We start from the raw sequence: 22,250 nt of genomic DNA, 5'->3' as shown, positions 1-22,250 counted from the left end.
GCCATTATGGAGCCTCCTTACTGCTCAATCTTCGAAGTCTTCTAATCACCTCATCTAAACGTTCTTCTGCAACTGATAATGAAATACGGATATAGCCTTCTCCTCCTAAACCGAAAGCTGTACCTGGTGTGACCATAATACCTGCTTCCTCCAATAATTTATTGGCAAAACTACTGGAAGAATAGCCAACAGGAACTTTTGCCCAAATAAATATGCTACCCTTTGGCTTTTCAGACTCAATCCCGAGCTCTTCTAGGGCCTTTTGAAGTTTTTCCATTCTGGATTGGAAAATCAGATTATTTTCTGCTACCGCTTTCAAGTCACTCCGCATTGCAGCTGCTGCAGCTTTTTGGATTGGAAGAAATTGACTTGTATCTATATTGCTTTTTAAGTTTGCTAAAGCTTGAATCATTTCTTTATTCCCTACTACATAACCAATTCGCCATCCAGTCATATTGAAACTTTTCGATAGAGAGCCAAACTCCACAGCATATTTCTTCGCATCTTGGACTTGAAGAACACTTGGTGATTTATATTCTCCAAATGTAACCAATTGATATGCAGCATCATGAGCCAGAATGATTTTATGCTTCTTCACAAAAGAAATGGCTTCTTTATATGTGTTTATCTCCACAGTGGATGCTGTTGGATTATTAGGATAGTTTAAAAACATTAATTTCGCCTGTTTCTTGTCAGCTTCTGAAAGTAAATCATATCTGGGTACAAACCCTTTGTTCGTATCCAGTGGCAGCAGCACATTTTGGCCACCAGCAAGTTGGACACCCATTTGATAGGCTGGATAACCTGGGTCGGGTATAATTACTTTATCACCCTCGTTAATCACAGCTTGAATAAAATGTACAATCCCTTCTTTAGATCCGATTAATGTCAATACTTCCGTGTCAGGATCTAAATCAACATCAAATTGCTTTTTATAGAAATCAGCTACAGCGGATCTAAATTCGTAACTTCCATTAAAGGGTGAATAACGGTGACTAGCTTGTTTTTTAGCCTCTTGTGCCAGCACGTCGTAAATAAAGGAAGGTGTTGGTAAATCTGGGGCGCCAATACCCAAGTCAATCACATCAATCCCTTTCTCTTGTAATGCTTCTTTCTGTCTTTGGAATTCTGAGAATACGTATTCAGGCAGATTCTTTATTTTATTAGATACGTACAAGATAACAAATCTCCTTCCTAAACAACTGCTTCCCCTTTCAATTAGTAGATTATATGCAATACATGAACCAATTACACCTTCACTTTAGAGAATATGATTTGATTTTATTTTGGAATAATAGATAAGAAATTATTTAGAGGTTTTATGTTTTTATTAAGCTTGCAGTTAATCGAGACTTCATAAGAGCTGTTTTGATTTTCTCTCTAAAAAGTTGTTGAACTTATGATATAGATTTAGCGGACTATTGGAGATAAGGGAAGGGACTACGGGTAGAGTTCGATTTGCTGTGGGTAAAGTGGACGGGCTATGAGTAATTGCAATTTACTGATGGTAAAGTGGCCTGCGCTACGGGTAAATTTCATTTGCTGCGGGTAAAGTGGACGTGCTACGGATAATTGCAATTTACTGCTGATAAAGCGGCCTGCACTACGGGTAAACTTCGGTTTGCTGCGGGTAAAGTGGACGTGTTACAAGTATTAGTAATTTACTGCTGATAAAGTGGTCCGAGCTACGGCTAAAAGATTCGTCCTACTGGTAAATTACACTTTATTGCTGGTAGTTTTGGTTTATTCAGATATACTGCCCATCACTTTACTTAGCCGTAAATGATATTGACATTTATATTTCCTCTTAGCAAAAACTTAGAGCAGACTAATATATCCGCTAAGGGTTCGTGAAAGTATTCTGGAGAACTTTGCCTATAAATTTTAGAAAGCAAAGTTAAAGAATTCCACTTATTCTAGTTATTTAACACGCTTATCATCTTTTTCAACATAGAAAAAAATGCTAGAATAAATTCTAGCATTTTATCATTATCGATTCTTATTAACATATTGTCTGGAATGTTCCTTAATACCCGCTAAACAAATGGTTGCTGGGTCCTCTGTGATATCCAGCTCCACGGAAGAACCATCTGTTGGCAGAACTTCCTGGAAGATAGCCTCATATTCGGAAACAGTCACTTCTTTTCTTCCTTCGAATAATTGTTTGTGAGCTTCTGTATTTAGATGGTCTCGGTAGTCGGGCTCCAACACTCCTGTAAAGAACTCTCCAACTGCCCCTGAACCATAACTATATAGTCCAATTCTTGCACCAGGGCTTAAATCCTCATTCAGCTCCAGTAAGGATAGTAAACTCAAGTACAAGGAACCAGTATAGATATTACCTACATTTCGATTATATTGAGTACTTATTTGATAATTTCCTTTCAGGCGTTCCTGAACATTTTCTGTTGTTTCATCCAATACAGTACGCAATGCTTTAAGTCCCATTTTAGTATAGGGTAAATGATAGCAGATTGCTTCGAAATCTTTTAATTGGAGTCCTGTTTTCTCTTTATAAGCTTTCCATACTTTTTGGAAGAAGAGAATATATTGTTCATTGGAAAACTTGCCGTCTACATAAGCCTTGTCCGAATAAACTGGACGCCAGAAGTCCATAATATCATCTGTTAAACATACTTCCTGTTCCTCTAAAACCATAATTCTTGGATCTTTGCTAATTACCATGGCAACAGCACCGGCACCCTGTGTAGATTCCCCAGATGTGTTCAATCCATAACGAGCAATGTCAGACCCTAATACTAAAACTTTACTCTCTGGATGCAAGGCAATATGTCCTTTTGCCATTTGAATTGCCGCTGTTGCACCAAAGCATGCCTGTTTGACTTCCACCGATCTGGCATACGGATTCAATCCAAGTAAACCATGTACATATACAGCAGCAGATTTTGAATTATCCACCCCTGATTCCGTTCCAAAAATCACATAGTCAATCTTTTCCCTATCTTCTTCATCCAATATTTCCAATGCAGCATTTGCTGCTAAGGTTACAGAGTCCTGTGTTATTGGAGCAAGTGCCATCCTATCTTGTCCAATACCAATTGTAAATTTCTCTGGCTCTACTCCTCTGCTGACAGCCAGTTTATTCATATCAACATATAAATGCGGTGTATAGAAACCTATTTTATCAATCCCGATTTTCACCATATTGTTCTCCTTTATCTATAATAACTAATCTCGATTACTTGAATATGTACATTACTTTAACTAATCTAAATGATAATATAATTTCTACTGAAAAAGCAATTAATAGCTAGCACTACACCGCAACTCAAATTAACTCAAGTGGCGGTGTCTTATTCGCTAGGCAGCCCAATATTTATTAAAGGTTAAGAATTAACGTACAAAGCAACGCAGTGCGATTTGGTATTTCGCTAGCTAGAATATGCTCATTTTTAGCATGAATCCCTCGTCCAACAGCACCTAAACCATCTAAAGTGGGAACTCCCATGTTTGCAGTCAAATTCCCATCGCTCCCGCCGCCAACATACGCTTCTTCTAAGTCCATTCCCAAATCTTTTGCTAACCTTTTAGCTAATCGAAATAGCTTTATGCTTTCTTTATTTCGATTCATCGGTGGACGGTTCATGCCTCCACGTACTTTTATCGTTATACCTTCTTGATGAGGTGCTAAACTTTTTATTATATTATCTAGCCGTTTCTGCTCATCTATCGTTCTGACACGAACATTTACGCCAATTGTAGCGCTATCTGGTACCACATTCAGCTTTCCTCCACCTTTAACAGAACCAACATTTATGGTTGTTCCTTTTTTGTAATCTGTTAAAGACTCCAAGAATACAATCTGTTCTGCAGCCTCTTTAATTGCACTTATGCCCTCTTTATGATTATTCCCAGCATGGGATGCTTTTCCTTTAATATCAATAAAATATCTGGATGATCCTTTTCTCCCCGTTTTTAATGCCCCTGTTCCAACAACTGGCGGCTCCAATACTAAAGCATATTCACTACCTTTGGCTTCTTTCTCTATAAGATGTTTAGAAGAAGGACTACCAACCTCTTCATCGCTTGTACAAAGAAAGACAATCTTTTTGTTCAATGGAATCCTTAAGTCTTCACACACCTTTAATGCCCAGATTGCTTGAATAAGACCCGCTTTCATATCTAGAATCCCTGGTCCATAAATCTTATTCCCATCCACTCTATAAGATAGGCTCCCTTTATTCCAAACCGTATCAAAATGGGATAATAAAAGAATTGTTTCCTTTCCTTTTCCATATTCGAACCTTAGATGATTCCCATACTTTTCCTCTTTAATCTCTTTCGCCTTGTAACCAAAATAACGATCAAGCAACTGTTGAATCCTTCTTCCGCAAGCATCTGTTAATCTTTTTTCATTGGAAGGAGATTCAGCCTCTACTAAATACTGAATGTCTTTCTTAATCTGTTCCTGGTGCCTCACCAAATATTCTTTTATTTGGTCCATCTAGCTCTCTCCTCATAACGTTCTACCTGGATGAAACTTATGCAGCGGGAGGTAACTGCCCTTACCTTATCATACGTTTGCTTTCAATTTAAATACCGTACAAATACCTAACTAATCAAATAAAATTCAAGAACGAAAATAATTAATCTATCCTTTGTCTAAAACATTATCCCGTGATCTTCCTCTAACTTTTTGTAGATTTCTTTCAGTTTCGGCTTTTTGCCAATCATATTTCGAGCCTGATAAGTCAAATGGATAATTTCTTTATTCTGCTTTTCAACAGGTAGTGCTTTTTCATATCGGTATGTTTCCAGCAGGGTGTGATCTAACAAGGATAAAATTGCATATTGTGTCTTAACAGCTTGAATAAGCAGCTCTTCCTTTGTCTCATTAATATTTCCAGTCATTACTTTTCTCCCCCTCATTCTTTTCTAATAATTCTACCATGAAGAGGATAGATATATGAGAAAAATGGTTTGAAGTTTGACCTTGAAATTAGGAATGCTATGATGAGAACTAGAAAACTTGACAATTAAGATTGGTACCTAGTTACACATACTATGATAAGCAAAACCATACATACTCAACTATTTGTAAGTCATTTATATAGAGAAAAGAGGACAATATGATTGGGATTAAACAACTATTGAAGAAACATCAGAAAATCATTGTACAGGTGACTAGCCTGATTGGTATATTCTTAACGATATTACTAGTATTATTTATTATAAATAGCGGATTTTTTAGTGACCCACTAAGAGTACAAGAATGGATTGCAGGGTATGGCAGTATTGGTCCCTGGCTTTTTCTTGCCTTAACCTACATCCAAGTTGTTATTCCAATTATGCCAGGTAATGTATCAACCGTTGTGGGTATTATGTTATTCGGTATCGGAATGGGTTCCTTTTTAAATATATTAGGAATCTTTCTAGGTTCAGTGACGAACTTTTACCTTGCGAGAAAATTTGGACGTGCTTTTGCTGGCTATTTTGTTAAACAACAAACCTATGACAAGTATATAGGATGGGTTAATAAGGGAAAAAGATTTGAACGTTTTTTTGTTATTTCTATGATTTTCCCCGGGTTTCCCGATGACTTTATCTGTTTAATTGCCGGGCTCACAAAAATGACTTGGAGGAAATTTATCTTTTATTTTTTACTAGCAAAACCAGTCACGTTATTTATCTATACGCTTTTTGCTATTTATGGTTTAGATTTCCTTTATAATTTCGTTCATTCCCTCAAATGATAAAGTAAAACCTCACTTAGGCAGGACCGCGCAGCCAGATAACCTGCGAAAAAAGTCAATCTGCAATAGAGTTTGCTTCAAAAAAATCGTTGGGATGATATCAAGTAGAAAAACGAACACATTCGCTAAAGACAAACGAATGTGTTCTTTAAAATAGCGCATTAATATAGAAGGACAAACTTTGCGGATTTAACGCTATCTTTTATTATCCCTATTATTTATATTTAAAAATTCGCTATCCTCGATTGCATATTCTTCATCGTGCTTAGGGGAGGTATCATATTTAATCCCTCGATTATTCTGACGACCTTTATCCTTATTTCTATTCTTATTTTCTTCTGACATGTTATTCCCTCCTATTGAAAACCTGATGCTTCCTTGTTAGTATGTCCTTCTGCACAATTTTCATGAAAGAAGCTCGTCTATATTCCTGAGTATTTGCATACATTATTCCCGAGAGGTGAATTGTGTGAAAGAAGCAAGCATCGAAAAAATGTATATTCTTATCTTCCTGTTTATTATTAGCTTTATTATGCGGATTGGGACCCCTATTTTCACTCCATATGCGGCAGCATTTGGTGCTACAAGCGTATTAATAGGATTGATTCTGGGCTTTACATCCTTTAGTGATCTAACAGGGAATTTAATTGCTGGTCCACTTGTAGATCGTTTTGGTAAGAAAATCTTTATTACCATTCCCTTGTTTACTTCCGGAGCGCTCTTTATTGCTCATGGGCTTGCATCTAATTCGAAACAACTATTTATTCTGCATGGATTAAATGGATTTGCTTTAGCTTTTCTTATCCCTGCGGCTATTGCTATGTTATCTGGTTATGCGAGAAATAGTCGGGAGCAGGGAAAGAACATAGCGATAAATGGAATTTTAACAACAATCGCTGGAATGGTTGCACCATTTCTCGGTGGAAAAATGGCTGATGTGATTGGATATTCCAATACATATTTTATAATTGGTGCTGCAATTTTAGCGACTGCTCTATTTGCCACATTTTTAATAACAGAAAGGCAATTTATTATCACGCATAAGAAAAAGATAATGCCAACGATTACAAAGAGTAATACATTTTTTTCTGCTCCCTTACTTACCAGCTACTTAATTGGATTTGCAGTAATGTACATTCATGGTGTAGTCATTTTTGAGGTTCCTTATCTAACTGTGGAAGAGGGCCTATCTCCTTCCGTTACAGGAAAACTATTTAGTTTTCTTAGCTTAGGTGCATTTATAACGCTTTTTATGTTTTTCATTAATCGTTATGACCCCCTTAAAAGGCTATTAGTTGGTTTACTTGGTATGTGCCTATCGCTATATGGAATTTTCAGTCTAAGCCTCTCATTACCGTTAATGCTTTTCTTGACCGGAATATTCTTTGGATTGGTTATGCCTGCAATGGCGACTGTCGTAACAGAAAATGTACCACGAGAGAACTATGGTAAGGCATTTGGAATCATGTCTGCTGTTTATTCATTAGGGATGATTCTCAGTTCCATATTAACCGGTATTATTCGGGAATATATATCACCGTATTTTATCGCCTTTTTAATTGGTATGCTAGTTGTTGCAATTGTGGGTTATACCAGGTTACGACTAAACCAAATAATGAAGCCAAAAGGTGATTTTTACTGAAAAGGAGTGTCCTAACAAATGAAAAACATGATCCTTATAATGATTCTTATCTCCGTATTTGCTGTGGTTGCCTTCTTTGATGATTTTAATGAACCTATTCGCAGTGGCGTTCCTATTGTATCTGAAGAAAATGAGGAGAGTAATCAAGAAGTAAATGCATCTGTCCATAGTGAAGAACGAACCCACTCCTTAGAATATCGGTTAGAAGAAAAAAATATAGTCGATGGTTATGTTATTGAAACATATAGAGAGTATGAGACCTACCGGGACAAAGAAGGCAAAATCATAGAAAGTTTGCCAACTTCGAAATATGATTATCTTAGATATCATATTTCTGAAAGAGATTTGGGAGATTAAACATTATAATAATGTTAAAAAGTACAGTCTTAAAAGTTTTAAAAATAACTTTTAAGACTGTGCCATCAATAATCTAATAAAATAATCCTTTAATTTTCATACTTCTTCTTTAAATCATCTTGTATGCTATTTCTCGCAAGTGGTACACCGTTTCTATATGCAGAACGATTGACCAATAATGCAGATAGTGGTGCTGTCATAAACAGGAATGGAATGACCAACAAAACTTTCACCAGAAATACATCTTCAGGGATAAAATAGATGAAAGTGGCTAACATGATTGAACTAACTCCAAGTGTAGAACTCTTACCAGCAGCGTGCATCCTACTATAAACATCTGGCAACCGCAGAACCCCGATGGCACTTAATAATGTAAAAAATGCTCCGATTAGTATAAAAACACTCGTAATCATTTCATTCACGCTCAAATACAGCACCCCTTTCCAAAAACTTCGACATAGCAACTGTTCCAACAAATGCTAGAATACTTAATAAAAGAATAATATCTGAATAGGCAATCGTGTCTTGGAATATCATGATCAATCCCATAAAGCCAATTAATGTCACTCCAATGGAATCCAATCCTAATATTCTGTCAGCGATAGATGGGCCTTTAATGGTGCGAATTAATAATAAAACTAAGGAAACACCAATGATGATAAGTGAGATATAAAGGATGATTTGAAACACTATCTTGTCACCTCCATAATGGCGCGCTCGAATGAGTTATGAATAGAATCAATAAATTCATCCTTATTTGGCACATGTAAGGCATGGATATATATCGTTTTACTATCATCCGAAAATTCCATAGACACGGTTCCCGGTGTAAGAGAAATAAGTGCTGCGAGTAAAGTTATTTCGACATTTGATTCTAATTTCGTTGGTACTGCAACAATTCCAGGTTTATTATTCAGTTTGGGACTAAGTACAATTTTAACAACATCCAAATTTGCCTTGATTAGTTCAGAAATAAATAGCAGAATTAGCTTGAATATTGCCCAAACACGTTGAAGGTAAAAATCAAATACGAGAAAACGCCTTAGAATAAACAGGATGATCATTCCAACCAAGTATCCAACTATAAACCCCGTAACAGTAAAGCTGTTTTGTAAAAACAACCATATAACTGCAATAATGATATTAACTAAAATTTGGAAAGCCATAGCAACTACTCCTTAAGGACAGATTCAATATAAATTGACGGATCCATGATTTGTTCACTGACTAATAATGAATATTGGAAAATCGGCTCAGCAGCAATACCAAGAATAATGGTCAATGCTACGAGTGGCACAATCGGTAATAACAATTTTCCAATCGGCGTTTTCGCCTGCTCACTTGTATGTTTTTGTTTTCCCCAAAATGCATAGCTGAAGATCTTCATCATCGAGAAGAGAGTTAATAGACCAACTAATAAAGCTATACCTGAAATAACATGCTGTCCTTCCTGGAAACCCGCCAGTATTATTGGAAACTTACTGAAAAACCCGCTAAACGGAGGTATCCCTGCTAGTGAAATAGCAGAAATAAAGAATAACCAAGCAAGAACGGGATGAGTTTTTATTAATCCGCCCATTTTCCGTAAATCCGTGGTACCAGTTATTCGCTCCGTTGCTCCAGCAAATAGGAAGAGGGCTGTCTTTACAATCATATGGTGAACAATATAATAGACGGCTCCAGCTACAGCTAGCGGAGTAAAAATCCCTAACCCCATTACCATATAACCAACCTGGCTAATAATATGGTAGGAAAGGATTCGTTTAAAATCAAATTGTGAAACGGCACCTAACACTCCTAGTACCATTGTAAATCCAGCAATCGTAACGATTATCCCTTTATGTGTAAAGGTCGGCTCGTGATAGAAAATCAAAGTAAATACACGGATGATCGCATAAATTCCGACCTTAGTTAGTAAACCCCCAAATAACGCAGCAATCGCAGCAGGTGGCCCGTAATAAGATCTTGGAAGCCAGAAATAGAGAGGGAATAACGCCCCTTTAGATGCAAAGACAATAAAGAAAAGAATCGCTATTACATTAATGACGCCAGTTTGTTCCAATTCGGCAACCCGTTGTGAAATATGTGCCATATTCAATGTTCCTGTCACAGAGTAAAGCCATGCAACAGCAACAACAAATAATGCTGAAGCGAATACATTAATGATGACGTACTTAAATGATTCGCGAAGCTGATATTTTGTTCCCCCATGAACAATAAGGGCATAGGAGGATAATAGCATTACTTCGAAAAATACAAATAAGTTAAAAATATCTCCTGTTAAGAAAGCTCCATTTACTCCTACAATGAGGAAGAAAAAGAAAGGATAAAAGTAGAACTTCTCTCTATCAGATGAAACCGTCTGGAATGCAAAGAACAGACAAGCGGTACTGATAATACTGGTTAACAGTAACATTAAAGTTGCCAGCATATCAGCAACCAACACAATTCCAAACGGTGCAGGCCAGTTACTTGCTTCTAAAACAATATTCCCATCCTGGTAAACGAGAAAAGCTAAATAGATGGTTAATATCAGCATTCCAACTGCAGTGAATCCACTAATCACTCGTTGGAGGCGATGATGTTTTGCAAAGATAATTAATACAGCACCAATAATGAACGGAATTATTATTGGAAGAATAACTAAATTACTCATCAGCAGATCCCCTTAATTCTTCTAAATTATCTGTCTTATGCTCTTTAAAAGTCCGATAAGCCATAACCAATAGAAAAGCAGTTACTCCAAAAGAAATAACAATAGCTGTCAATACGAGAGCTTGTGGCAGTGGATCTGTGTAAGCTTCGGCCTCTAAACCTAAAAGTGGTGGTCCTCCCCGTTGTAATCCTGACATGGTAATAAGCAATAAATGCACACCATGGGAGATTAATAGTGATCCGAGAATGACGCGTATGATACTTTTTGATAAGAACAGATAGATACTGACAGAAAAAATAATACCTATTACAACCGACATTAATACTTCCATTACTTATCATCCTCCGCAATCGCTAATATAATAGTCATGGCAGCACCGACAACTACTAAATACACACCCAAATCAAAAAATAAAGCAGTCGTTAATTCTACCTCTCCAAACAGTGGGAAAAGGAAATAATCAAAGAAATGTGTTAGGAACGGGTATCCAAACAGCATAGACATAATACCCGTAGCTACAGCGATTAATAATCCTACACCAATCATAGTTGTGAAACTAAAAGGTATTGCCTTCGTTATGGTTTTCATGTCAAATGCTAAATATAAAACTAAAATCGCACTTGCTGTCATAAGTCCCCCAATAAATCCACCACCAGGATTATTATGGCCAGCTAAAAATAAATAGAATGAAAAAGCAAAGATGAATAAGGTGATGACTCTCATCGATACTTGAAGCATCACATCATTAGGTTTTTGTAACTTCATACATCTTCACTCCCTTTAAATCGAAGTTTAATTAGCGAAACTACCCCAATTGCAGCAATTGCTAAAACAAGGATTTCAAGCATTGTATCCAGTCCACGGAAGTCCACGAGTATCACGTTAACGATATTGTATCCCCCAGCTAATACTTTAGAGTTCTCTATAAAATACTGTGAGATCGATGTGAAGTTAGTCTCGCTGCCAAAAGCAAATGCGCTAAGTGATACAAGAGTAATCATTACTCCAAAGGCAACCGAAATAATGAGATTAACCAGTTTAAAAGCAGGTTTTTTCTTTTCTTTCCTTAGTTCAGGTAAATGGTAGAAAACGAGCATAAATAATATGACCGACACGGTTTCTACAAGCAGTTGCGTTAATGCTAAGTCAGGTGCACGGAAAATAGTGAACATCAGTGCCACAAGATAGCCAGCAACTCCAGTCATAACCACTGCTGTCATTCGATTATTAATAAAAGGTACAGAAATGATAGAAACAACAAACGCTATGACAACAAACCACATAAATGGCTCAATCGGCGAGACATTCGCCGTATTTATAGAAAACGCATCATAGCGAATCATCGTATAGATAATGAGGAAAACGATGAATGCGCACATATAGACAAAGTAATCCCTTAGTCTTCCAGTCATCTGTACTCTTGTGATGAGCTGGGATCCTTTAATTAGTCCGTCGTACCCGCTATCGTATACATAATTAAAGATATCTCGTTCTTTTCTATAAAAACGCGACTGGGACCATTTTTTCATGGTAATAAATAAAATCGCTCCTAAAACAATAACGCCGATCGTCATCCATAGTTCTAAATTAAACCCATGCCAATGATAAATATGCACCTTAAATTGCTGACCAGGTTCCATGATTCCTGGTAGAATAGCCTGCATTGCTGGTTCAATGAACGTATAAGCTAAAACATTTGGAAATAGACCAAATATAACGACGAGTAAACCGAGAATAGCCGGGCTAACTAACATTCCAAATGGTGCTTCATGTACATGTTTTACGGAGAGTTTCTCAGGCTGAAATCTCCCCGTGAACGTTTTAACGAATAATATCGTACAATACAGAAAGGTAAATATACTCGCAACCCAAGCAAGTACAGGTAGAATGAAGCCCCATGTTTCCACACTGAAAATACCATACTCTGTTACATTAACCATCGCTGTAAAGAAGAGCTCTTTACTTAAAAAGCCATTGAATGGCGGAAGACCTGCCATGGATGCTAATCCAATAAATGAAACGGTAGCCGTAATAGGCATAATCGTCATTAATCCGCCAAGCTGACGAATATCACGGGTTCCAGTTTCGTGATCAATTATCCCCGCAGTCATGAACAAGCTTCCTTTAAATGTCGCATGATTAATCAAATGGAAAACTGCCGCTAATATTGCTGTGGTGTAAAGTGCATTATCCCCATCATAAAAATAATAGGCAACTGATCCAACACCAAGTAAAGACATAATCATCCCTAATTGACTCACTGTTGAAAAGGCCAAAATTGATTTTAAATCTTTCTGTCTTACTGCTGAAACAGATCCCCATATTAGAGTGACGATTCCTGTTAGAGAAACAATCCAAAACCATTCTGGAGACCCCCCAAATACTGGAGTGAACCTTGCAACGAGATAGATTCCCGCTTTGACCATCGTTGCTGAATGCAGGTAAGCACTTACAGGTGTAGGAGCCTCCATCGCATCTGGCAACCAAATATGGAATGGGAACTGTGCAGACTTTGTAAATGCTCCAAAAAGTATCAGAATCATCGCTGGCAAGAACAAACTGCTTGTAGTTACGAGGTCAATATTTGCAATAATTTCTCGAATACTAAATGTCCCTGTCATGGTATAGAGTAGAGAAAAACCACCTAGCATAGAGAGTCCACCAAATACTGTAATATACATGGATTTCTGTGCACCATAAATCGATTTCTCACGCTGATACCAATAACTGATTAAAAGAGCAGAAGAAACACTAGTTATTTCCCAAAACACATACAACACAATGATATTGTCAGATAAAACGACTCCAAGCATTGCTCCCATGAATAAAAGTAAATATACATAGAAATTATTCAGCTTTTCTTTTGTTTTAGACAAATAATAAACAGAATATAGAATAACTAATGTCCCGATTCCAGTGATTAATAAGGCAAACAATAAACTTAATCCATCTATATAAAGATCAAAGTTAATGCCTAAAGAAGGGACCCATGGCACAGTTCGTAAAACTACTTCTCCTGCAGATGACCGAGGTAGGAAGGTTAAAAAATAAATAAATAAGGCTAGTGGAAGTAATAATACAAACCAACCAGTATGTATTTTACGCCCATATTTATATAAAAAAGGTACTAATATGGCTAGCAGAAATGGTGAGATGATAGCCCAATGTAAAACTGTCAAATATATTCCTCCTTACTTTACAAAATTAGTCTTCTCAATTTCAATATGCTCATGATGTTCCAATAAATTCATAGAATACATATACGGATTTTTACTTCTCAAAATTAATTAAGTGCATATAATTCCACCTTTCCTAAAAAATATTTTTCTTAGTAGAAGAAAACAAAAAGAACCTGTCACAAAAGGGCATAAATATCCCTTGGTGACAGGCTCCTCCAAGTCTTGTTTTCTATTATTTTTTATAGTTAGCATTCTATCATAAAAAAACATACTGGTAAAGTAATATTCTACATTATTCGACTAATCTCATTGTTCAAGTTGAAATTCACATATTCTTTTTGTTTAACTATTTGACATAATTATATTATCTATTATCCAATAATATGGTCATTTATGGTAGGATAGAATAATAGAAAGTGAGTGATTGTAATGTTCTGGATCAATATTGATAAATCAGCAAAGACAATAACCAGACATGAGCCACATTGCAATTTTATCCCAAAACAAGAAACAAAATTTAAAGGACTTCAACGGGAACTCAGAGATGGTGGTTGGTTTTCGATTCACCCATATGAATATGATCAACAGTTTTATTACTCTATATATCCTGACTTTAAAAGAAAACAATGTGGTTCTTGTCGAAAATTAAAGTAAAACATCGCTTAGCAAGATCATCTCCACTAAGTGTTGGTTGTACAGATAAAAGGACAGCTTGTTCCCACTAGCAGTTCTTTATTTTCCTGAATTCCGTGATGGGTACTTACTGTCCATTCTGTACGATATAAAAATTTGCATGTAATGCTTGCTTCCTCTATTAACGAGGAATCCTTCTTCCATTTCTCGTCTCCTTTAAAGCTGTTTCTTCTAATTTACCCATTAGCTTTTGATCCACTAACGCTCTTCCTAACATACTTCGAATACCCATTATTCTCTGCCTCCTTTCCTTCTCTAGCTTTTTCTTTTTATCTTATTTCATACTTGACAGATTAAAAATTTCTTCATTCCAGTTGATTAATTATCTAAAATAATATAGTTTTTTAAGTACAGATTTATTTCACATAAGATAAAATATCAGATGAAACCCATTCATATCAACTGGAGGTATTATGGTGAAATTATCAGCAGAAGAATTAAATATATTAGCAATCCTTGAGGAAAAACACCATATTTCCAACGAATCGATTGCCATGCAACTCAACATAACAGAAGAAAAGGTACAACAGCTTATTCAAAAACTTGAAAATGAAAAAATAATTGTAAGTTACCCCACCCTAATTGATTGGAATAAAATTGAAGGCAAAGAGACTGTAGTTGCAATGATTGATGTCAAAGTAACTCCCCAGCGTGGAGTTGGTTTTGATGAAATTGCCGAGCGTATTTATCGCTACCCGGAAGTAAGTTCTCTCTACCTTATGTCAGGCACATATGATTTATCTGTTACAGTAGAAGGCAGAACTATGAAGGAGATTGCATTATTTGTATCTAAGAAATTAGCTATTATCGAAGGTGTGATATCCACTACAACACATTTCATGCTAAAAAAATATAAGCATGATCACGTTATTATTGAAGGCAATGAAGATAAAGACCGCAGAATGGTGGTAACTCCATGAGTATGCAATATGAACGATTCTTATCCAAAACAGCGGCAAATCTTGCACCTTCAGGAATCCGAAAATTTTTTGACTTAGCAGCCACAATGGAGAACGTTATTTCGCTTGGAGTAGGAGAACCAGATTTTATAACCCCGTGGAATATCCGGGAGCATGCTATCGAAGCGATACAAGATGGCTATACCTCATATACAGCAAATGCTGGTTTACTTGAATTGCGCGAGGAAATTTCTAATTACCTGGATAAAAGGTTTAACGTAAAATATGCAGCAGATGATCAAATTATCGTAACCGTCGGTGCAAGCCAATCTATTGACCTGGCATTTCGTGCCATTCTAAATCCTGGGGATGAAGTATTAATTATTGAACCAGCCTTTGTCTCCTATTCAGCACTCGTGACCCTTGCTGGTGGTATCCCTGTTCCAATTGCTACTTCAGCAGAAAATGGATTCGCGGTTACTCCGGAACAGATAGAAGCTGCTATTACAGACAGGACCAAGGCAATACTTCTTTGTTCGCCCAATAATCCAACAGGCACTTGTCTAAACAGAGAAGCCTTAACAGCCATTTCACAAATTATAATAAAGAATGACCTGCTTGTCGTTTCAGATGAGATCTATGCCGAGTTAAGCTACGATGGTGACTTCACAAGCATGTCAGCTATTCCAGGAATGTACGAACGTACAATCTTAATCAACGGTTTCTCTAAAGGCTTTGCAATGACTGGCTGGCGATTGGGATTTCTTGCAGCACCACGTGAACTTATTCAAGTTATGGTAAAAATTTACCAATATACTACGATGTGTGCCCCACATATGCTTCAACGAGGCGCACTCGAAGCATTGCGAAATAGCAGGGACCAAGTCGAAAACATGCGCCAGCATTATTGGCGAAGAAGAAACTTTACTGTACAGGCATTGAATCAAATCGGCTTACACTGCCACACGCCAGGTGGTGCTTTCTATGTCTTCCCTTCTATTCAGAAGACAGGCCTAACATCTGACGAATTTGCTGAAAGGCTGTTGCTCGAAGAAAGAGTTGCAGTCGTACCTGGAAATGCATTTGGAGAATCAGGCGAAGGGTATGTCCGTTTGTCTTACGCGACCTCAATCGACCATTTGCAGGAAGCCATGAATCGTATGGATAGATTTGTGAAGAAATTAGAAGGTACTCATCACACATTGGAAACAGTAAAATAAAGAAAAGGAACAGCCTAGCCTAAGAGGTTAGATTGTTCCTTTTTCTTATACTTAAAAGGGTCCTAAGACTATTTGATTACTCTAATGTTCCTTTGTAACCGGAATAACTATAAACGGAACTACCATATCTCTTTCTTTTATCATTAGATTCTACTATACTTATTTCTGAACCTGATAGTAGGAGGAAACAAACATGTCAGTATTAAAACAATTTAACCTAGCAAGAACTTCCTTACTTACATTTATACAAGATTTAGATAACGAAGCATTAGATTATCAATCAGCATACTTTGACAATACGATTCGCTGGCATATAGGTAATACTCTTTTAATGGACGAAAAGCTCTTATTTGTTAACCAGAAAAAATCGCAGCACATTCCAAAAGAGTATGCCGAACTATTTAGCTCAGATGTTAAGGTTGAGGATTGGACAGTAGAAGCACCATCTTTAGAAGAACTGATGAGTCACCTTGTAAATCAACAGAATCGGGTTAATACATATGATGAACTATTTTGGAAATCAGATGTTAAGTTTAAGGTACCACATGGTCATATAGAAACACATGGGGATTTGTTAATCATGCTTGCCCACCGAGAAGCTGAAATGCTTGGTAAAATTAAAGCCATGAAACAACAATTTGATCGAAAATAAAAAAGAGGCGTCGCTAATATATAACTATTAGAGACGCCTCTTTGCTGTACGTAGTTTAGATAGACTGCGTGCGAACTAGTTTAATTCAGCATATTGCTGCATAAGCATCTGGAAACACACCTAAAATATGCGCTGGTGATTTCCGCTGCGGGCAGTACGCTTTCCGCGAGCAACGCCTCAGCCTCCTCGGAAGAAAACCACTTCCTGCGGGGTCTTCGGCTGTTGCTTTTCCCGCAGGAGTCGACTGCCCTCCGCTACAATCACTTCATGTATAGTTGGGTGGTGTTTCCACTATATATTGTTTCGTAATTAATAGCATAACTTAGCGGAGGAAATACACGGAGACTCCTGCGGGAGGAAAAGCCTAGTTGAGACCCCACAGAGACGTTAGTCTCGAGGAGGCTCAACAGCGCCCGCGGAAAGCGTAGTGTATTTCCGCAGCGGTTCTCAGCACTATTCTGAAAAAGTGAGTGTACTCTATTAGGTTGAAACCTCTCTACGGGAACACTCTTTCTAAAATAACTCAGTTCTTTCGTTTAGAAGATTTCTCTTTAATCTCTTCCACAATTTTTCGATAAGTTAAGTTCGCAAAGTCTTTATAAAAAGTATCAATTAATGGAGAAAAGTTTTCTCTAGCAAGGGTCGCGCAGCGCAGAGCTGCATCTTCTTCCCCTACTGCCATGAGGCATAATGCCTTATAGGAATCAGCTATATAAATCAGTGATAAATCATATGGATGATGCAGGTAGTATGGAACACCTACCTTTTCAAGACAATCAATTGCTTCTTTATATCTCCCTAACCCATATAATGCTTTCCCTTTCACTACCATAAAGTGTGGCTCAGCTGCGTCGAACTTCTTACTTTGGATATGTTTTTCCATTAAATTCAGTGCTTCTTCGTATTTATCCTCTTTTGCAATCAGTAATTCTGCTGTATGTAAATCACTGAATGCATAGTAGAACGGATCATCGGCAAGTTCGGCATAATGCAACAGCTTTGTTTGATAATAATGTATCTTTTCTTCATCATGAAAAAGCAATCCATAGCCAGCTGAAATTCGAAATAAATCATCAATCCTATAAAAAATTTTATGTTCTTTGGAATAATCAATTGCCTCTTCAATCACTTCTAATGCTCTTTCCGTATCGCCAACTGCCATACGGAAAATAGCTTCATGATAGTCAAAATCCAGCCGAGTAAGCGGGTCCAGATAAGGCTCTTGGCTAACCGTTTTCTGTTTCTCTTCCAGTAAAACCTGTAATGCTTGCTCATATTTTTTATCTGCAAAATGTACAGTGGCTTGAAAAATTCCTATACTCGCTCTTCTAGCCGTAATATTTAAAGCCTCATATATCGTTTGCGCCCTTTGTAAAGATTCTTCCCAGCCTTCTTTATTTGCATAAAATAAGCTTTTACTATAGATTTCAAGCAACCTTGCAGCTTCATAACCGTCATACAGCTTGTCCACATGGGGCTGAATCAGATTTCCTATGTCTGTGTATTTTTGTTCAACTTGCTCCACTTGATAATACTCTGAATCTTGGTGAAACAACCTTTCTGCCTGATCAAGCAAGTTTCTGAGTCCAGTTTGATTTTCACTTAATAACTCAGCAGTATGTACACCGAGACGTTCACTTATAAATGTGAGACTTTCCATGGAAGGTTTAGCTTTATTATTTTCAATGAGACTGAGCATCCCTTTCGATAAACGGTCTCCTGCAAGTTCCTCTAACGTCATTTTCTTTTCTTTTCTTATAGTACGAATTCGTTCACCCAGCGTTTCGATAGGAAACACCCCCACTTTCTTTCATTCATTATATTCGATTTCGTATTAGTTGAAAAGAATTACCTTCCGTTAGTTTAATAATTTTAAATTTTTATGTTGTGTTAATCACCCTTATCATTTACAATAAGTTTAATTATATTAAACTAATTAAAAAAGAGGTGTTAGAGATATGGAAGAACAATTTATATTGAAAAGAGCTACCTACCATCTATGGACGTTTGCTATAAGTAAATTTATTTCTAACTTTGGTGCACAGGTTTATGCCTTTACGGTTAGTTTTTATATTTTGCAATTAACTGGATCTGCAACGAATTTCGCTGTCAATTTACTTTGTAATGTAGTACCAAGAATAATCGTTTCCCCGTTCGCAGGTTATATGGCTGACCGCTTTGACAGAAAAAAGATTGTTATTCTATCCCACATGATCACTGCGCTAAGCATTATTGCACTTATTTGTATGGTTTTAGTTTTTGGTCTATCACTTTCAATTCTGTATAGTGCTACAGCGATTTTTTCCATTACCTCCACTTTTTCCGGTCTTGCTTTTACATCCTCGATTACAGGATTAATTGACCAACACAGGATACAAAAAGCAACGGCAATAAATCAAATGGTTATTTCTATTGCAGCGATTGCAAGTCCTGCCATTGGCGGAATTTTATACGGATTTGTTATCCTACCGGTTTTATTACTTATGTACTTAACAGCAGTAATCATAGCACTTATTCTTGAATCGACGATGAATTTCACTTTATTTTCTACTGCAAATTCAGAAGCAAATGCATCACCGCAAGAATCTTTATGGAAAAATATGATCGAGGGATGGAACTATGTAAAAGGAAGACCCTTAATCATGGCGATTATTTCCATTGCGCTAATCGTAAATTTCCTTGTTGGAGCCTTTCAGGTTGGCTATTCTTATGTCATGATTGAAAACTTGAATATGCCTGCTGAAAAATTTGGCATTGTTGAGAGTTTCTTTGCTATTGGAATGTTGCTTATGGCTGCTTATTTATCTTTCCGCAAGGAGTTTCGTTTCCCATTAATTGTTGCGAAGAGAGGTATCCTATCTCTAGGGATTATTATTGGGATTTTCACCATACCGTTACTTATCAATATGAATTCTTTCGTTATATTTACGTACTATGCGCTTCTGATGTTTCTAAGTGGTTCTACGATCATCATCATCAATACACCTGTTCAAGTTATGATGCAAAAGTTGATACATGATTCGTATAAAGGACGAGTATTTTCAATAGTTGAAACTGGCGCTCAGGCCTTAATCCCACTTGGAACGATTGCATTTGGAATATTATATGATATATTGCCTGCCCACTGGATTATGGTAAGTTCGGGCTGCTTACTCATTATAGCGGTACTCTACCTTGCAAGGCCGGCAGTTATTAGAAAAGCACACCCAGAATGGCAGATCAAACACTCCGCCTGATTTAGCTGCAACATCAATACCTTTTTCTTGATACTTATTTTCTTAATTACTAATTATAAAATTTCATAAATAAGCCTCCTAATTATTAAAAAAGGAGGCTTTTAACATTTATGATTTAATATACTGCTTATCTATTAAAAATTGGATGATAGTTTGTACAGATTCCTCTAAGGATAGTTGCTCCGTGTCAATAATTAATTCAGGAGACAGTGGTTCCTCATATGGAGAATCTATTCCTGTAAAATCCTTTATTTCTCCTGCTCGTGCTTTTTTATATAATCCTTTAGGGTCTCTTGTTTCACATTCTTCTAAACTGCATTTTACGTAGATCTCTACAAATTCACTATCTTCAAGGAGTCTTCTGACTTCATTGCGATCTTCTCGGTACGGAGAGATAAACGCTGTTAAGGTTAATAATCCAGCATCTACCATTAATTTTCCAACTTCACCAATTCGTCGAATATTCTCTTTTCGATCTTCAGGACTAAAGCCTAAATTTCGGTTTAAGCCATGACGCACATTATCTCCATCTAAACGGTACGTATGGAGACCAATCGAGTGAAGCTCTTTCTCTAAAGCAACAGTTAAGGTTGATTTTCCAGATCCGGAGAGACCTGTAAACCATAATACTGCACCTTTATGTTTATTTAGTTTTGCCCGGTCTTCTTTTGTGACATGAGAATCATGCCACACAATATTTGTCGGTTTTCCCATGCTTCCCCTCCTATTTCCACCCATCATAACAATAACTCTGTTGGTATACGCTTTTTTAAAATCTTCCTGTTTTATCTAATCTAATATGAAACCCAAAACTATTATTTTTGTTGTAATCCTTTTATTAGCACGGCCGCTACTTCTGGTCTGGAGAATTCCTTTGGTAATTCCTCTCCATTTCGCAGCTTCTCCCTCACTTTTGTTCCACTTAGGTGGACATGAGATGCTTTATCATGCGGGCATGTCTTTTCCGTTGCCATATTCTCACACTTAGTGCAATAGAATGCATGCTCAAACTTGAAGATGTGAATACCGATTTCGCTTTCATATTGTGTGATTAACTCCTGCGCTTCATAGGTTCCGTAATAGTCTCCTACCCCCGCATGATCCCTGCCTACAATAAAATGCGTGCAGCCGTAATTTTTGCGGACAATTGCGTGAAGGATTGCTTCTCTGGGTCCAGCATAACGCATTGCAGCAGGGTAAATAACAAGTTCTGTCCTATTTTTAGGATAATAGTTTTCTAGAATGACCTGATAGCTTTCCATGCGAACGTCAGCAGGGATGTCATCTGACTTGGTTTCTCCAACTAGTGGATTTAATAACAAACCATCTACAGATTCTAATGCACATTTTTGAATGTATTCATGTGCACGATGAACTGGGTTTCTTGTTTGAAAACCAACGACAGTCTTCCAGCCTAGTTCTGCAAATCGTTCTCTCGTTTCCCTTGGGTCCAGATAAAACTCTCTGAAATCATCATGGTTTGGTCGATTAATAAGATAAATGGGTCCTGCTAGATTTACATTTCCTCTTTCATACAGCTTTTTCACTCCTGGATGTGCCGGATCTGTTGTTCCGTAAACCAGCTTAGCCTCTTTCTCTTTGTCACTTGTATATTTTTCTTGTAATTCCAGCACTCCATAAAAGACATTGTCTTCCCCCATCAATGCAACGGTTGACCCAATCTCATATTGATATGCTTGTTCTTCACTAACAGGAAGGGTAATTGGAATGCTCCAGATCGTACCATCACTTAATCTCATTTCTTCGACTACTCTTGTATAATCGCCTTCTCCCATAAAGCCATTTAAGGGACTAAACCCTCCGATTGCAATAAGCTCTAAATCTGATAGACTCCAAGCATCTAACTTAAGTTCTTTAAATGAAGCTTTTTGCTCTAAAAAGAATTCTCTCTGTTCTCCTTGCAATTCTCTTTGAATTAATTCGCCTCCATGCGGGAGAACTGTTTCTTGAGTGGCTTGTTTTGCAGCTGTCATTAATATTT

The 22,250-nt window shown here is 37.1% G+C and carries 22 protein-coding genes; 7 read left to right on the top strand and 15 right to left on the bottom strand.

Annotated features, from left to right (window positions below):
- Positions 1 to 4: 4 nt before the first annotated feature.
- The 4 genes from D8M04_RS00335 to D8M04_RS00320 form a co-directional block, all read right to left on the bottom strand.
- The gene (locus tag D8M04_RS00335) at positions 5 to 1,177 is read right to left on the bottom strand and encodes an aminotransferase class I/II-fold pyridoxal phosphate-dependent enzyme (protein ID WP_342772604.1); all 1,173 of its coding nucleotides are present in this window, start codon (positions 1,175 to 1,177) and stop codon (positions 5 to 7) included.
- Between the two features lie 812 nt (positions 1,178 to 1,989).
- Entirely contained in the window at positions 1,990 to 3,162 is a 1,173-nt protein-coding gene (locus D8M04_RS00330) for a hydroxymethylglutaryl-CoA synthase (RefSeq protein ID WP_121521664.1), read from the bottom strand.
- 178 nt (positions 3,163 to 3,340) lie between these two features.
- Positions 3,341 to 4,465, bottom strand: a complete 1,125-nt coding sequence (locus D8M04_RS00325) for a M20 family metallopeptidase (RefSeq protein WP_121520272.1) — start codon at positions 4,463 to 4,465, stop codon at positions 3,341 to 3,343.
- Positions 4,466 to 4,623: 158 nt separating this feature from the next.
- Positions 4,624 to 4,872 (bottom strand): hypothetical protein, encoded by a 249-nt coding sequence (locus D8M04_RS00320; protein ID WP_121520270.1) that lies wholly within the window; start codon positions 4,870 to 4,872, stop codon positions 4,624 to 4,626.
- A gap of 218 nt (positions 4,873 to 5,090) precedes the next feature.
- On the opposite strand from D8M04_RS00320, the gene D8M04_RS00315 reads away from it, so the two are divergent.
- Positions 5,091 to 5,714, top strand: coding sequence for a TVP38/TMEM64 family protein (locus tag D8M04_RS00315; RefSeq protein WP_121520268.1), 624 nt, complete (start codon positions 5,091 to 5,093; stop codon positions 5,712 to 5,714).
- Positions 5,715 to 5,909: 195 nt separating this feature from the next.
- Here the strand turns inward: D8M04_RS00315 and D8M04_RS20100 are convergent, their stop codons facing one another.
- Positions 5,910 to 6,059 (bottom strand): hypothetical protein, encoded by a 150-nt coding sequence (locus tag D8M04_RS20100; protein WP_187695388.1) that lies wholly within the window; start codon positions 6,057 to 6,059, stop codon positions 5,910 to 5,912.
- Positions 6,060 to 6,183: 124 nt separating this feature from the next.
- Here D8M04_RS20100 and D8M04_RS00310 point away from each other — a divergent pair, with 124 nt between their 5' ends.
- Positions 6,184 to 7,356 carry an MFS transporter gene (locus D8M04_RS00310; protein WP_246001079.1) on the top strand — a complete coding sequence of 391 codons (1,173 nt, stop codon included), beginning with the start codon at positions 6,184 to 6,186 and terminating at the stop codon, positions 7,354 to 7,356.
- Positions 7,357 to 7,374: 18 nt separating this feature from the next.
- The gene (locus tag D8M04_RS00305; protein ID WP_121520266.1) at positions 7,375 to 7,713 is read left to right on the top strand and encodes a hypothetical protein; all 339 of its coding nucleotides are present in this window, start codon (positions 7,375 to 7,377) and stop codon (positions 7,711 to 7,713) included.
- Between the two features lie 89 nt (positions 7,714 to 7,802).
- On the opposite strand, the gene mnhG is transcribed toward D8M04_RS00305, so the two are convergent.
- The 7 genes from mnhG to D8M04_RS00270 are packed head-to-tail and all read right to left on the bottom strand — an operon-like array spanning position 7,803 to position 13,548.
- Positions 7,803 to 8,135, bottom strand: coding sequence for a monovalent cation/H(+) antiporter subunit G (gene mnhG / locus D8M04_RS00300; protein WP_342772624.1), 333 nt, complete (start codon positions 8,133 to 8,135; stop codon positions 7,803 to 7,805).
- Entirely contained in the window at positions 8,128 to 8,403 is a 276-nt protein-coding gene (locus tag D8M04_RS00295; protein ID WP_121520262.1) for a Na(+)/H(+) antiporter subunit F1, read from the bottom strand. Before D8M04_RS00295 ends, mnhG begins: the two co-directional genes overlap by 8 nt.
- Positions 8,403 to 8,879: a Na+/H+ antiporter subunit E gene (locus tag D8M04_RS00290; protein WP_121520260.1), complete on the bottom strand. Its 477-nt coding sequence runs from the start codon at positions 8,877 to 8,879 to the stop codon at positions 8,403 to 8,405. Before D8M04_RS00290 ends, D8M04_RS00295 begins: the two co-directional genes overlap by 1 nt.
- Before the next feature lie 5 nt (positions 8,880 to 8,884).
- Entirely contained in the window at positions 8,885 to 10,369 is a 1,485-nt protein-coding gene (locus tag D8M04_RS00285; RefSeq protein WP_121520258.1) for a Na+/H+ antiporter subunit D, read from the bottom strand.
- Positions 10,362 to 10,700, bottom strand: a complete 339-nt coding sequence (locus D8M04_RS00280) for a Na(+)/H(+) antiporter subunit C (protein WP_121520256.1) — start codon at positions 10,698 to 10,700, stop codon at positions 10,362 to 10,364. Before D8M04_RS00280 ends, D8M04_RS00285 begins: the two co-directional genes overlap by 8 nt.
- Positions 10,700 to 11,134 (bottom strand): Na(+)/H(+) antiporter subunit B, encoded by a 435-nt coding sequence (locus D8M04_RS00275; protein ID WP_121520254.1) that lies wholly within the window; start codon positions 11,132 to 11,134, stop codon positions 10,700 to 10,702. The genes D8M04_RS00280 and D8M04_RS00275 overlap by 1 nt, the downstream gene beginning before the upstream one ends.
- Positions 11,131 to 13,548 (bottom strand): Na+/H+ antiporter subunit A, encoded by a 2,418-nt coding sequence (locus D8M04_RS00270; protein WP_121520252.1) that lies wholly within the window; start codon positions 13,546 to 13,548, stop codon positions 11,131 to 11,133. The genes D8M04_RS00275 and D8M04_RS00270 overlap by 4 nt, the downstream gene beginning before the upstream one ends.
- 1,109 nt (positions 13,549 to 14,657) lie before the next feature.
- On the opposite strand from D8M04_RS00270, the gene D8M04_RS00260 reads away from it, so the two are divergent.
- From D8M04_RS00260 to D8M04_RS00250, 3 genes are all read left to right on the top strand, one after another.
- Positions 14,658 to 15,161, top strand: a complete 504-nt coding sequence (locus D8M04_RS00260) for an Lrp/AsnC family transcriptional regulator (protein ID WP_425463992.1) — start codon at positions 14,658 to 14,660, stop codon at positions 15,159 to 15,161.
- Positions 15,158 to 16,360 (top strand): aminotransferase, encoded by a 1,203-nt coding sequence (locus D8M04_RS00255; RefSeq protein ID WP_121520245.1) that lies wholly within the window; start codon positions 15,158 to 15,160, stop codon positions 16,358 to 16,360. Before D8M04_RS00260 ends, D8M04_RS00255 begins: the two co-directional genes overlap by 4 nt.
- A 193-nt stretch (positions 16,361 to 16,553) precedes the next feature.
- Positions 16,554 to 17,012, top strand: a complete 459-nt coding sequence (locus D8M04_RS00250) for a DinB family protein (protein ID WP_121520243.1) — start codon at positions 16,554 to 16,556, stop codon at positions 17,010 to 17,012.
- 523 nt (positions 17,013 to 17,535) lie between these two features.
- On the opposite strand, the gene D8M04_RS00245 is transcribed toward D8M04_RS00250, so the two are convergent.
- The gene (locus tag D8M04_RS00245) at positions 17,536 to 18,816 is read right to left on the bottom strand and encodes a helix-turn-helix domain-containing protein (protein WP_222928569.1); all 1,281 of its coding nucleotides are present in this window, start codon (positions 18,814 to 18,816) and stop codon (positions 17,536 to 17,538) included.
- 154 nt (positions 18,817 to 18,970) lie between these two features.
- Between D8M04_RS00245 and D8M04_RS00240 the strand changes: the two genes are divergently transcribed.
- Complete coding sequence (locus D8M04_RS00240; protein WP_121520239.1) at positions 18,971 to 20,248, top strand: MFS transporter; 1,278 nt, start codon at positions 18,971 to 18,973, stop codon at positions 20,246 to 20,248.
- 108 nt (positions 20,249 to 20,356) lie between these two features.
- Here the strand turns inward: D8M04_RS00240 and cysC are convergent, their stop codons facing one another.
- Together cysC and sat are read right to left on the bottom strand one after the other, a co-directional pair.
- The gene (gene cysC, locus D8M04_RS00235) at positions 20,357 to 20,962 is read right to left on the bottom strand and encodes an adenylyl-sulfate kinase (RefSeq protein ID WP_121520237.1); all 606 of its coding nucleotides are present in this window, start codon (positions 20,960 to 20,962) and stop codon (positions 20,357 to 20,359) included.
- Positions 20,963 to 21,063: 101 nt separating this feature from the next.
- Positions 21,064 to 22,242 (bottom strand): sulfate adenylyltransferase, encoded by a 1,179-nt coding sequence (gene sat, locus D8M04_RS00230; RefSeq protein WP_121520235.1) that lies wholly within the window; start codon positions 22,240 to 22,242, stop codon positions 21,064 to 21,066.
- Positions 22,243 to 22,250: the final 8 nt, after the last annotated feature.

This window comes from Oceanobacillus piezotolerans (assembly GCF_003665065.1).
GTDB lineage: Bacteria > Bacillota > Bacilli > Bacillales > Amphibacillaceae > Oceanobacillus > Oceanobacillus piezotolerans.
The sequence above is the reverse complement of the archived record's forward strand: the minus strand, read 5'-3'. Positions and strand labels throughout refer to the sequence as shown.